Below are 13124 nucleotides of genomic sequence, written 5' to 3' on the forward strand. Positions count from 1 at the left end.
TTTAACGAATACTCCAGGTAAGCAGTTGTTTTTGAATTTCAGACATGGGATAAGCAAAATTTCGGTCTTGACCTCTTTTGCCTGCAAAGACGATACCTAGAAGTTGATTTTGTGAGTCAAGCACAGGACTGCCAGAATAACCAGGTTTGAGTGAGGCTTGAGATATTTCTAATCGCTGGTTTTGATAGCTGATTTGCCCTGATTCCATAGACCAAGATTTATCTTCACCTCTTTGAGCAGAATGACCGATGATCAGAATGGGCATTCTTGGGGCGATCGCACTTGAGGAGATGGGTAAAGGCTGGATATCTTCTGGCAGATTAGCAATAACTTCCAAAACAGCTAAATCGAGTTGTTCCTCAGAGGTCATTTTGAACAGCTTGGCATCTCGCCGCATTCGCACTCGGTTGGATGGCGGTGTACTGAAAAATTCCACTTGGATATTTTTACCTTGTTCATTGCCATCAAAAATGACATGACGATTAGTGAGAATTAATGTGCGATCGCCTTTTCGCTGAATTATGACACCAGTGCCAATCTCTGTTCCCTGGCGTTCACGGCTAAAAAACTCCGCAGTGATGCGTACCACAGAACGCTTAATGGGTACAGTTGGATCATTCTTAGGCAACCACTGGCGATCGTCTTCTACGCTAGCTAGTTTATTCTGTTGCTCTGTCCATAACCGCCGTGCTTCTCTATTGTTGTTACTAGCATAAATGTAATTGGGGTCAATATTTTCTGACTCGTCAAAATGTTCAATGGCTTCTTTTATTTTTCCTTGCAGTTGCAATGTTAAACCCAAGCCATTGTGAGCAAGAGTATGAGCGCTAGTTGGAGTTCCAAAATTATCTTCTGGCAATGTTAGGGCTTTTTGGAAGGCGGAAACTGCTGCATCTAATTTCTTCTGCTCACTCAGGGCAACGCCGAGATTGTTGTAAGCGCCAGCAAAGTTAGGGTTGAGTTGAATTGCTTTTTGGAAGGCGGCAACTGCTGCATCTAATTTCTTCTGTTTAATTAGGGTAACACCGAGATTGTTGTAAGCATGAGTATGAGCGCTTGGGGTTCCAGAATTATCTTCTGGTAATATTAGGGCTTTTTGGGAAGCGGCGATGGCGGCATCTAATTTATTCTGGTAATACAGGACTAAGCCGAGATTGTTGTAAGCGCCAGCAAAGTTAGGGTTGAGTTGAATTGCTTTTTGGAAGGCGGCAACTGCTGCATCTAATTTCTTCTGCTCATATAGGGCACTGCCGAGACCGTTGTAAGCAAGAGCAAAATTAGGGTTGAGTTGAATTGCTTTTTGGTGGGCGGCAACTGCTGCATCTAATTTCTTCTGCTCACTCAGGGCAACGCCGAGATTGTAGTAAGCATGAGCATAGTTGGGGTTGAGTTGAATTGCTTTTTGGAAGGCGGCAACTGCTGCATCTAATTTCTTCTGCTCACTCAGGGCAACGCCGAGATTGTAGTAAGCATGAGCATAGTTGGGGTTGAGTTGAATTGCTTTTTGGAAGGCGGCAACTGCTGCATCTAATTTCTTCTGCTCATATAGGGCATTGCCGAGACCGTTGTAAGCATTAGCATCGTTGGGGTTGAGTTGAATTGCTTTTTGGTGGGCGGCAACTGCTGCATCTAATTTCTTCTGCTGTCTCAGGGCAACGCCGAGATTGTAGTAAGCAAGAGCAAAATTAGGGTTGAGTTGAATTGCTTTTTGGTAGGCGGCAACTGCTGCATCTAATTTCTTCTGCTCTCTCAGGGCAACGCCGAGATTGTTGTAAGCATGAGCATAGTTGGGGTTGAGTTGAATTGCTTTTTGGTAGGCGGCAACTGCTGCATCTAATTTCTTCTGCTCTCTCAGGGTAATGCCGAGATTATAGTAAGCATCAGCAAAGTTAGGGTTGAGTTGAATTGCTTTTTGGTAGGCGGCAACTGCTGCATCTAATTTCTTCTGTTCATACAGGGCATTGCCGAGATTGTAGAAAGCACCAGCCAAGTTGGGGTTAAGTTGAATCGCTTTTTGGAAGGCGGCGACGGCGGCATCTAATTTTTTCTGCTCTCTCAGCACATAACCAATACCGTTGTAAGCAATAGCCAAGTTAGGGTTGAGTTGAATTGCTTTCTGAAGAGATGCTAATGCCTCTTCTAATTTACCTTGAGCATTTCGCACATTCCCTATACCAACGTAAGCTTCGGCATCATTAGGATTGAGTTGTAATGCTTTCTGGTGCGCCGCTAATGCTTCCTCTAGTTTTCCCTGTCGCCGCAAAGCATTACCCAAGTTGTTATAAGCTTTGCCATTGTTGGGTTCAAGTCGTAAAATTTTACGCCAAATTGTCTCTGCTTGGGAGTTATTACCAACTGTTTCGGCAGCGTCGCCTTGTTTAAATAGCTGTTCTATATTGTTTTGAGCAACTACAAACTGGGGTGTGGTAGCCAGAAATAGAGTTAAAAATAAAGTAGTAAATATACGGTTGTGCATAATCATGCTCATACGTTGGCTGATTTTATCAGGACTTGCCCGAAAATCGCTAAAAACCGGATGAATTTTTGATAAATACTCGTGAATGAGTCTTTGAACTCCGTTAATGAGTCTTTGATACTCGTGAACGAGGCTTTGAACTCCGTTAATGAGTCTCGGAGCTTCGTAGACTGTAGTATAAGAGGATGTTTGAAAAGTCCTTTTGTCGGTATCAAATAGTTTTAGATCCCCCCTAACCCCCCTTAAAAAAGGGGGGAACCAGAATCAAAGTCCCCCTTTTTAAGGCAGGGCTGATTCATTCCATTTCAAACAGGATTTGTCAAGATGGTTAGCGAGAAAATTCTAAGTAAGCGTGACAAAGAGATGAACATTTAAGCACTGAAATATCAGTCAAATAGTTGATTTAATCGACACGCTAGTAACAAAATAACTAATTTTTAATCGCTAGAACCCTTGATTTTTAAAGCTCTTTAGGGAATGAATCAGCCCTGCCCTTTTTAAGGGGGATTTAGGGGGATCTCAAAGTGCCTAAAGTCACAGCGAAACACTTTTCAAACAACCTCTAAAGGTGTAGTAGAGGAAACTTTGGATAAGTTTTATTTAACGGAAAATTAGACTTGAGAACAGTTGTTCAGAAAAACAGGTTGGCCGCCTTGCTCAAGAGATAGCGTTAGTGCAGCGAGAATTTCTACTAACTGTGTGCCTACCCAGCCAGACGAAACCTCTGAGGGAGTATTGTTGAGGATAGAGTCAACAAAACAAGAGCAAACTCGCCCCAATGGTTCTCCGGGTTCTAATTCCAACACCACCTGCTTTTGATTTACCGGAATAAAATGATTGCCCTGCTGTTCAAACTCCCCATGTAGCAGCATTAGAGGTGAAGAACGCAACATTTCATCAAAAATCAAACTACCAAGGCTACCTACAATCCCCAGTCGGCGCTGCTTATCAGCATTCAGCCAACACAAATGAATATAAGCTTGAAAGCCATCTGGGTATGTCAGTGTCAACCATACTAGATCGGCCAAACCTTGAGGCTGAGGAGAATTTGTATCTTTCTTCCCCTCTGCTCCCCTGCTCCCCTGCTCCCCTGCTCCCTGTAGCCACACTGTACCCGTTGCTTGTACTTTCACAGGAATCTGACCCAGCCAAGCGTTAAAGATAGCAATATCGTGAATAGCTAAGTCCCAGAGCGCATCAACATCTTGGCGAACAGGCCCTAAATGGGTGCGTGTCGCGTAGCCGTAGCGTAAATCACCTAATTTACCCGCCTGTACTACAGTTTGCCCTTCCTCTACTGCTGGGTGAAATAAATAAGTGTGGTCAACCATGAGTATTAAATGATGCTGCTCTGCTAGCTGGCAAAGTTCTCGACATTCTGCGGGGTCGAGAGTTAGCGGTTTTTCAGCTAAAACATGGTATCCGTTTTGAAGAGAGTCTTTAATTAAAGCATAGTGGGTGGTAGCCGGAGTTGCGATCGCAACTCCTGTCAACCCTGGCACTTTCTTTAAATCTTCCCATTGGGTTGTCAATACTACATTTTCATCTAAATTAAACTGCTGTTTTATCGCAGCTAATCGTTCTGGATGGGGATCTACTACAGCAACTACATCTACTTGGGGATGTGCTAAGAAATTCCGCAGCAGATGCACTCCCCAACGCCCAACTCCGATAACAGCAATTTTAATTTTGTTTGTCATTAGTTATTTGTCATTTGTCATTTGTCATTTGTCATTTGTCATTTGTATTCGGTTAACGTTCTAATATGTCTGAAGATTCCCCCAACTCCACTTTTTAAGGGGGGCTTTTAACCCTCTTTTACCCCTTTTTTAAGGGGGTCGCCGCAGGCGGGGGGATCTTAACCGAACTGTATGAAGGACGAAGGACAAATGACCACTGACAACCAAATGATTATCGGCTAATTGTCAGTCTTTTAAGCTCAGGGTGTTTGCGGATTAGGGATTGCTAAAAAAGCTACTTTAGCTGCGGCTTGTTCAGCAGTTTTAATTGATCGCCCCTTACCTTCTCCGAGTTTCTTTCCATGCAGCCACACTTCAGCCATGAAACGTTCTTGATTATGGTGTGGTTGAGTGACTTCCACAACTCGATATTCTGGTAAAACTTTAAATTGCGCCTGAGTCCATTCTTGAAGAGCAGCTTTGTAATTAAGTCTGGCAGGATCGAGGCGAATTTCTGTTGTTAGTTCTTGGAAGTGGGGATCTAGCCAAGAGCGGATCAATTCCAGATTTTGAGTACTTAAATAAAGCGCACCCAGAACAGCTTCAAAAGCATCTGCCAGTCGTGACTCTTGACCAACTTTATCAGCCGTAGCACTACCAGCGACTAGTAAGTATAATTCCAAACCATAAATTCTGGCCAATTGGGCGAGAATGCGATCGCTCACTAATACCGAACGAATTGCCGCAAAATCTCCTACTGGACAATCGGGATAATTTTCCCATAACACAACAGCCGACACCAGCCGCACCACTGCATCGCCAACAAACTCCAGTTGTTCATAATTCGCCGAATCAGAAACAGTGGGATGAGTTAGCGCTAAATCTAGCAGTTCCCACTTGATAGGTGCTTCTCGCGACAAACCTAATTTTTGGACTAAACTTTCGAGTTGCCGTTGACGGCGTGGGTAGGGAAGAGGCATTAGGGGGAAGGGGGAAGGGGGAAAGGGGAAGGGGAAAAATACTAAGTCCTAACTCCTAAACTCAGCACTAAAAAAAGGGGAAAGAGCAGTACATAAGCCGGGTTCTGTTCTCTTGCGAGGGCAGTTATCTATCTGGGACGCTTGTTACCAAACGCCTCTAGCGGCTCTCGTTGAGCGGAACTGGTAAAAGACCAACCGTAGTTCCTATCGCCTTGCTCCCAACCGGGGTTTACCGAGCCAGCACCTCTCGATACTGCTGGTGCGCTCTTACCGCACCTTTGCACCCTTACCAGAGCAATTAAAAATGTAAAACTAAAAATTAAAAATTGATTGCTCATTTTACATTTTTAATTTTTAATTTTTAATTGATCTGGCGGTATCTTTCTGTGGCACTATCCTCACGATCGCTCGCACTGGACGTTATCCAGCAAGTTTGGTCTTTCGGGAGCCCGGACTTTCCTCAAATCAGTGACTATGACTGATCTGCAACCGCCTGCGTCTACTCTCTCCTTAGATCCAGTGTAATCTTGGATGGCATAGTCTGTATGGTTGCTATTGCTTTTTTTTATTCCAAGGTAGAGCGTAAGTCCAAGGTAGTTTCCTGACTGTGAAAGGACAATTGATAATGCTAATGGGAGGAAAATCACGACCTGGGGCTAGACCTAAACGCACTTCAGACACTCTAAGTACCAGTTGTAGGGAAAAGTCCAACTCCTTTTTTCTGTTAATAAAGTCGTTGTACAGCTTTTTTTGCCCCTTTTGCAGCCCGTTGATATCAATTAGTGGTTTTTTTGCTGAATAGGTTCCAGCTACTTGATCGCGCTCAAATACATCTTCTGCTGTCACCGTTTCAGAAAGTGTTTTTTTAGGAGCAATCAAGCTAGGACTTTGGGGTACTGCTAAGTCGCGGGTTAAATCTGGTGATTTCCGAATGACGCGACGCGATTGCTTGCTATGTTCAACGACTAAAGAACTGTTATCCCAGTCAACATATAAGGCAACATTATCAGATTTATTTTCAATGCTAATTCCTAAATCTTTCAAATCGTCAATTGGGTATGAGGCTTTGAGTTTAAAGGAAATTCCAATTTTATCATCGAGATTTTGTTCTTTGAGTTGCTCGTCAACTATTCCTTTTTTAAACTCAAACTTAACTTGATCATCGATGGATTCAACCATGCGGTTAAAAATATAGGAAACACCGATAATATAAACTGTCAAAACTATTAAATTCTGGTCGCTACTCCTCATAAATTAAAATATTAACTCCCGGTAATAATGAATGTATATTTGATTCGTCGTCCATCTGCAATTATTAATTACGCTTAATTGTTACAGAGTTTTGCAACCAGCCACGTTGCCAAAAAAAGAATAGCAACCCAAGTGCGATCACTGCCATAACTGCCAAACAAAGTGGATAACCCCAATACCAATTCAACTCAGGCATATTATATGGCGATTTTTCGGTATTGAAATTCATACCATATATTCCGGCCACAAAAGTCAGTGGAATGAAAATTGTTGAAACTATCGTTAGCACCTTCATGATTTCATTCATTTTGTTGCTCACTGCCGAAAGATACACATCCATTAATCCAGATGCTAGTTCTCGATAAGTTTCTACCATGTCCATAACTTGCACTGTATGGTCATAACAATCTCGCAAGTAGATTCGCACTTCTTCACTAATCAAATCACTGCCATCTCTAATCAAAGAATTAATTGCATCTCGCTGAGGCCAGATAGCACGACGTAATTGCAGTAGTTCTCGCCTAATTTGATAAATATTTTGTAGTGTTTGCGGAGTAGGTTTAACTATTACTTCCTCTTCCAACTCTTGGATTCGCTCCCCATAAAGCTCCAGGACTGGGAAAAAGCCATCAATAATCGCATCTAACAAGGCGTAAGCTAAATAATCTGCTCCTTGTTTACGGATGATACCCTTGTTTTTTTCAATTCGCGATCGCACCGCTTCAAAACAATCATGTTCTGGTTCTTCTTGGACTGTCAGTAAATAATTTTTACCTAATATCAAACTTACTTGCTCGCTGTAAAAACCACATGATCTTTCCTTTGGTACTACCATCCGGGCAATGAATAGTAACTGGTCTTCATAATCCTCTGTTTTAGGACGCTCTGGTACATTGACTATATCTTCTAAAACGAGAGGATGTAATTTAAAAACGTGACCCAATCGTTGTAATATATCTTGACTGCCTAAACCTTGTACGTCTACCCAAGAAATTGATTCCTTATCCAGATAGGGGATACATTCTTCTGGAGTTGCCACTTGTTCGCGAATGAAATTGGTTTGGTTATAGTCAATCAAGAAAATTATCGGTGGCGGAGAATCTTCATCAATAAAAATTGTTCCAGGTATAGTCCCTGGTTTGTGATGGAACTCATCTTCATATAGCCTAGTTACTATTTTGGGAAGACGACGCAGTTTTCGTACCATACAATATTACCTACATTGGGAATTGGGAATTGGGCATTGGGAATTGGGAATTGGGCATTGGGAATTGGGCATTGGGCATTGGGCATTGGGCATTGGGAATTAAACAAGTTCCTCTTTGCACAGTTCTTATTAAATAAGTAAAATTCCCTACTCAGCACCCATGAGGTGTTTTTATTTATTTCAGCTTTTGCTATTAATATTACAAAAATTAATACAAAGACTGTAATTTTTAAATTAAGCAGTTCTTTAGATTGGGGAATTTAGGAATCGGCATTTTTTTTAGTCGTTAGTTGTATTCATGACTAATTACTGATAACCATGATGACTTTTATTTATGCCCAGCTACTTCCCAGCAATAGAGATAACATATCGGCTCTGAATCAGCAATGGTAAGTATAAAAAAACAGTTTGCCTTAGTAAGACAAACTGCTGAAAAAATATTTATCTGGGTGAGCAGAAGTTAGAACATGCCCATGCCGCCCATACCGCCCATGCCACCCATGCCGCCCATGCCGCCCATGCCACCCATACCGCCCATGTCAGGGGCAGCAGCTGCGGATTTCTTCTCTGGCTTTTCAACAACGATCGCTTCGGTGGTTAAGACCAAACCAGCAATGGAACCAGCATTTTGCAAAGCTGAACGCACGACTTTGGCAGGGTCGATAATACCAGCAGCAATCAAGTCTTCAAATTCGCCAGTAGCGGCGTTGTAGCCAATGTTGAACTCACTATCCCGGACTTTCGAGACGATTACAGAACCTTCTGCACCAGCGTTGTCTGCTATTTGGCGCAAGGGGGCTTCTAGCGCTCGTTCGACAATATCAGCCCCAATTCTTTCTTCGTCATTTTGTAGGGTCTTTTTAATCTCTTTTACCTTCTTAGCTAAGTGAATTAGAGTTGTCCCACCACCAGGAACAATACCTTCTTCCACAGCAGCTTTAGTAGCGTTTAGCGCGTCTTCAATCCGCAGTTTACGGTCTTTGAGTTCGGTTTCGGTTGCCGCACCCACTTTAATCACTGCCACACCGCCAGCGAGCTTGGCGATGCGTTCTTGCAGTTTTTCTTGATCGTATTCAGAATCAGTTTCTTCCAACTGCCTGCGAATTTGACCAATCCGCTTTTGTACCTCTGGCTTGGTGACACTGCCAGCGACAATTGTGGTGCTTTCTTTGTCAATGGTGATTTTGCGGGCAGTTCCCAGCGCTTCTAGAGCAGCGGTATCCAAACTTAAGCCAATTTCTTCCGAAATCAACTGTCCGTCGGTGAGAATCGCAATATCTTCTAACAAAGCTTTGCGGCGATCGCCAAATCCAGGCGCTTTGATTGCAGCCACAGCTAGTACACCCCGCGCTTTGTTCACTACCAAAGTTGCCAAGGCATCACCTTCGACATCTTCAGCGATGATTAGCAAGGGCTGACCAGAACGGGCGACTTTTTCCAAAATTGGTACTAAATCTTGGATGCTGCCGATTTTTTTATCTGTCACCAAGATCCGGGCGTTTTCAAATTCCACTATTTGCCGCTCGTTGTTGGTGACAAAGTAGGGTGAAATGTAACCCCTGTCAATCTGCATCCCTTCAACTACTTCTAGTTCAGTTGTCAGGGATTTAGATTCTTCAACGGTAATTACACCATCTTTGGTGACTTTTTCCATTGCTTGAGCTAACATTTGACCAACTTCTTCATCGTTACCAGCAGAAACAGTGGCAACTTGAGCGATCGCACTTCCTTCTACTGGCTTGGCTATCTTGGCAATTTCAAGTACCAATGCCTCAATAGTTTTGTCGATCCCGCGTCTCAAGCTAACTGGGTTACTACCCGCCGCGACGTTCTTCAAACCTTCCCGAATCAAGGCTTGTGCTAAAACTGTGGCGGTGGTTGTACCATCCCCAGCAACATCTTTAGTTTTTGAGGCCACTTCCTGGATGAGTCTTGCACCAGTATTTTCCAAAGGATCTTCTAATTCAATTTCCTTGGCAACAGTGATACCATCGTTGACAATTTGAGGTGCGCCAAATTTTTTCTCTAAAAGGACATTACGACCTTTAGGCCCCAAGGTGATTTTTACGGCATCAGCAAGGGCGTTAACACCCCTTTCTAGAGCTCGCCGCGATTCCTCGTCAAATGCAATAATTTTCGCCATGTTTTATTTCTCCAGCGCTTCCATTAGACAATTTAGCACTCACAGAGCAAGAGTGCTAATCTCTCAATCAGCTCAAGTTACAAATGGAAATAAAAAAAATTGATTAATATACAGGTGATGTTCTTTATAGATACTGGCAGTAATGCTTGAATTGGGAGATGAATCTAGACAACTCCCTTAAGTACCTTGGCATTGCCGACCCTAGCGGCACCGGCTGGTTGGCAGTAGTATTTACGTTTCTTTTGGCTTGGCTTGTAACGTGGCGTTCAATTCCGACAGTCCGCAAATTCGCCTTACGGGTAGGTTGGGCTGACCAACCCAACGCTCGGCGACTCAATCGCGAACCTTTACCCAATGCAGGGGGGCTGGCTATCTACGCGGGTGTCATTGCCGCACTGGTATTAGCTAGCCTTTTACGACCGATCGAACTCCAAAACGTATTGGCTCAGGTGCTCACTATTCTGTTAGGAGGTTCGATATTAGTCCTGGTAGGCTTTATCGACGATCAGTTCGGCTTACCACCCTCTGTTCGATTGTGGGCGCAAATTGTCACGGCACTGTTGCTGGTAGCTAATGGTATCAGTGTCAAGGTGCTGTTTGGTACTCCCATCGACTCGTTCCTGTCTATGTTGCTGACGGTACTGTGGGTAGTAGGGATTACCAACGCCATCAACTTGATGGATGGTATGGATGGTTTGGCAGGAGGAATCAGCTTTATTACCGCCATGAGTTTGTTGGGGGTTGCAGCCCAATTTAATAACCGTGCGGCGGCAATTTTGGTACTCGCAGCTTTAGGAGGTGCTGCATTAGGCTTTTTGCGCCATAATTTCCATCCGTCACGAATTATTATGGGTGATGCCGGAGCATACTTTTTTGGCTATGTGCTGGCAGCAACTAGTATTTTAGGCAAACTGCAACAAAACACAGTTTATGCACTAATTCCCACGGTTTTATTTCTATTGTTGCCAGTAATAGACACCACCCAAGTATTTGTACGGCGGCTACTAGCAGGAAATAACCCTCTTAGTACTCCTGGCAAAGATCATCTGCACCACCGCCTACTTGCTTGGGGACTTTCCCAGCGCCATGCTGCGTTCACGCTTTGGTCAATTACTTTATTTTTCAACTTGCTGGCAATGAGAATACAAGGCATGAGTTTGGCTGTGATGATGACTACCGCCAGTAGTATTGTCATTCTTTTGGGCTTTACTGTCTGGCAAAGAATACGCCAACAGCCTTAGTTGCTTGTAGGGTCAGCATTACAATGCTAGCCCTACTGGTCTGTCTCATTCAATTTGAAAGAGCAGAGAACGAACCGCGAAGGACGCAAAGAGCGCGAAGGAAGAAAAATTAAGAATAGGTTCACCCATCATATTTAAGAAGACAGACTACTGGTTCATCGCATTAATTCTGAAGGGTTATAAAAGTTCGTAGTAAGGACTTTAGTCCTTGATTTGAGCGATAAATCGCTCACTACAAAGCTATCAAAACTTTTGCAATAGACCAGTAGTAGTCTATCGCAAAAGTTTTGATAGGTGAATCAGTTTTTAAATTTCTCTTCTTTATCTCTTAACTTTGCGCTCTTTGCGTCTTTCGCGGTTCGTTCTCTTATCTCTCAAATTTAATGAGACAGACTACTACTCTGGTTTTTTCTCAATTCACCAAAAATTCAAGCTTGAGAACATTACGAATTACGAATTACTAATTACTAAGGCTCTTCAGTACTTAGTATGCTAAATTAATATACTAAAAAGCTGAAAACATTGCTACACAACAAAAGCAGACATTATTTTTAACATTTTAGGTCATCTTTTGGACTTAAGCGTTCTAAACTTGATTTTAAAGTCTAGTTTTGATGTTTAACTAATAATTTGGCATAACAGGTACTGAAGAACCATTACTAATTACTAATTACTAATTCAGATGCAACGTCTAAAAATCTACCCCTCGTTTAAGTTCTACACCTTGATTTGCATAGTGTTTGTGGCAATAAACCTCTGAATGAACGCTAGCCAAGTCGAAGTATGCTGGTTGATTTTGACAGCGACCAGTGATGATGATTTCGGTGTCGCGGGGTTTGCGGAGCAAAGCTTGAACAATGGGTTCAACGGGGAGTAGTTCTAAGTCAACGGTGGGATTGAGTTCATCGAGAATAATAGTTTTATACATTCCAGAGGCGATCGCAACTTTTGCGATTTCCCAACCTCGTTCGGCTTCTACATAGTCTAATTCTTGCCGGGAATTGCGCCAAACAATCGCATCTCCACCACAGCGCTGATGATCCACCACTTCTGGATATGACTGCTGCAAAGCGGCGATCGCAGCATCTTCTGTGTAGCCACTACCACCTTTAAGCCACTGCATAATTAACACACGGGTAGACCCTGGATGATTGATTCCCCTACCAATGGCCTGTAAGGCTTTGCCCAAAGCACTAGTAGACTTGCCTTTTCCAGCACCAGTATAAATTTCAATCCCTTCAAGGAATAGGGCTTTGGCTGTGGGATGGTGATGAGGTTTCATTTCTGAGTGCAAATCTGCAATATCGAGCAACTTTTGCGGTGCGGCGCGTCCGGTAGCAATGATTTCTAATTCTTGGGGTTTGGATTTTAATGTCTTTACCACTTCATCTACTGGTAGCAAACCCAAATCCAGAACGGGGTTAATTTCATCTAAGACCACAACTGAATATAAACCGCTAGCGATCGCACCTTTGGCAACATCCCAACCCCGCATCGCCTCATTTCGGTCAAAGGTAGTAATTTCTTCTGGTCCAAAAAATTCGGCTCTCCCAGTGCGAACCTGGTCTATTAAATGGGGAAACCCACGCTGCAAAGCTGCGATCGCTCCATCTTCGTCATAATCACGTTCCGGCCCTTTTAAAAAGCGCAGCAGTAAAACACGGTTAGAATCGCTAGGCGTATTTATCCCTAAGCCAATAGAGCGCAAAACCACACCCAAAGCCGCTTGAGACTTACCTTTACCCACGCCATCGTAAACGTGAATTTGACCAATGAGCCGTTCTTGACGCACTTGCGCCGTGCGAATACCGATACCGTTCCTTGTCATCTCTCGAAAAGCTATAAGTGGCAGTCTTTAATCTTACCTAACGTCTTGTAATCTTAGGTAGAGAAGCTACCCCTCTAGCCGAATTTCTCACGTATTGTGTGGTTCGGGTGGAGAGTGTGGGGAGTGTGGGAGGTGTGGGAAGTGTGGGAGGTGTGGGAGGCAATACAGCGTTCATTGATGTGCAGTTATTCAATTCCTCCTCTCACTCCCCACGCTCCCTACACTCCCCACCCTCAAGTCATCTCCGTACAAGCATCAGCTTGATGTATTAACAATATCAATTAGGAATTACTGGCACACGAGCATAGTAAAGGACAAG

The 13124-nt window shown here is 43.4% G+C and carries 8 protein-coding genes and 1 other RNA gene; 1 reads left to right on the forward strand and 8 read right to left on the reverse strand.

What is annotated here, in order from left to right; translation table 11 throughout:
* Window position 1: 1 nt before the first annotated feature.
* From ACFFRD_RS26110 to groL, 7 genes are all read right to left on the reverse strand, one after another.
* A complete protein-coding gene (locus ACFFRD_RS26110) occupies window positions 2-2476 on the reverse strand; it encodes a tetratricopeptide repeat protein (RefSeq protein ID WP_392478409.1) in 2475 nt (824 codons plus the stop codon).
* Window positions 2477-3087: 611 nt separating this feature from the next.
* Window positions 3088-4176, reverse strand: coding sequence for a Gfo/Idh/MocA family protein (locus ACFFRD_RS26115; RefSeq protein WP_392478411.1), 1089 nt, complete (start codon window positions 4174-4176; stop codon window positions 3088-3090).
* Between the two features lie 239 nt (window positions 4177-4415).
* Window positions 4416-5135, reverse strand: a complete 720-nt coding sequence (gene rnc / locus ACFFRD_RS26120; RefSeq protein WP_114080848.1) for a ribonuclease III — start codon at window positions 5133-5135, stop codon at window positions 4416-4418.
* Between the two features lie 78 nt (window positions 5136-5213).
* Window positions 5214-5641: RNase P RNA component class A (gene rnpB / locus ACFFRD_RS26125), an RNA gene on the reverse strand.
* A gap of 46 nt (window positions 5642-5687) precedes the next feature.
* Window positions 5688-6386, reverse strand: coding sequence for a hypothetical protein (locus ACFFRD_RS26130; RefSeq protein WP_114080849.1), 699 nt, complete (start codon window positions 6384-6386; stop codon window positions 5688-5690).
* A gap of 64 nt (window positions 6387-6450) precedes the next feature.
* Complete coding sequence (gene corA, locus ACFFRD_RS26135) at window positions 6451-7593, reverse strand: magnesium/cobalt transporter CorA (protein WP_392478413.1); 1143 nt, start codon at window positions 7591-7593, stop codon at window positions 6451-6453.
* A 460-nt stretch (window positions 7594-8053) separates the two neighbouring features.
* Window positions 8054-9736, reverse strand: coding sequence for a chaperonin GroEL (groL, locus tag ACFFRD_RS26140; protein ID WP_392478415.1), 1683 nt, complete (start codon window positions 9734-9736; stop codon window positions 8054-8056).
* Between the two features lie 158 nt (window positions 9737-9894).
* Here groL and ACFFRD_RS26145 point away from each other — a divergent pair, with 158 nt between their 5' ends.
* Window positions 9895-10977: an MraY family glycosyltransferase gene (locus ACFFRD_RS26145; RefSeq protein ID WP_392478417.1), complete on the forward strand. Its 1083-nt coding sequence runs from the start codon at window positions 9895-9897 to the stop codon at window positions 10975-10977.
* A gap of 691 nt (window positions 10978-11668) precedes the next feature.
* On the opposite strand, the gene ACFFRD_RS26150 is transcribed toward ACFFRD_RS26145, so the two are convergent.
* Complete coding sequence (locus tag ACFFRD_RS26150) at window positions 11669-12805, reverse strand: cob(I)yrinic acid a,c-diamide adenosyltransferase (RefSeq protein WP_163934608.1); 1137 nt, start codon at window positions 12803-12805, stop codon at window positions 11669-11671.
* Between the last annotated feature and the right edge of the window lie 319 nt (window positions 12806-13124).

This window comes from Nostoc sp. C110, from assembly GCF_043099725.1.
In the GTDB taxonomy this organism is placed as follows: domain Bacteria; phylum Cyanobacteriota; class Cyanobacteriia; order Cyanobacteriales; family Nostocaceae; genus Nostoc; species Nostoc muscorum_A.

Excerpts from the sequence above, each read along its gene's own strand:
- ACFFRD_RS26150 (WP_163934608.1), bottom strand. The coding sequence starts at position 12,805 with ATGACAAGGAACGGTATCGGTATTCGCACGGCGCAAGTGCGTCAAGAA.
- rnc (WP_114080848.1), bottom strand. The coding sequence starts at position 5,135 with ATGCCTCTTCCCTACCCACGCCGTCAACGGCAACTCGAAAGTTTAGTC.
- ACFFRD_RS26130 (WP_114080849.1), bottom strand. The coding sequence starts at position 6,386 with ATGAGGAGTAGCGACCAGAATTTAATAGTTTTGACAGTTTATATTATC.
- groL (WP_392478415.1), bottom strand. The coding sequence starts at position 9,736 with ATGGCGAAAATTATTGCATTTGACGAGGAATCGCGGCGAGCTCTAGAA.
- ACFFRD_RS26145 (WP_392478417.1), top strand. The coding sequence starts at position 9,895 with ATGAATCTAGACAACTCCCTTAAGTACCTTGGCATTGCCGACCCTAGC.
- ACFFRD_RS26110 (WP_392478409.1), bottom strand. The coding sequence starts at position 2,476 with ATGCACAACCGTATATTTACTACTTTATTTTTAACTCTATTTCTGGCT.
- corA (WP_392478413.1), bottom strand. The coding sequence starts at position 7,593 with ATGGTACGAAAACTGCGTCGTCTTCCCAAAATAGTAACTAGGCTATAT.
- ACFFRD_RS26115 (WP_392478411.1), bottom strand. The coding sequence starts at position 4,176 with ATGACAAACAAAATTAAAATTGCTGTTATCGGAGTTGGGCGTTGGGGA.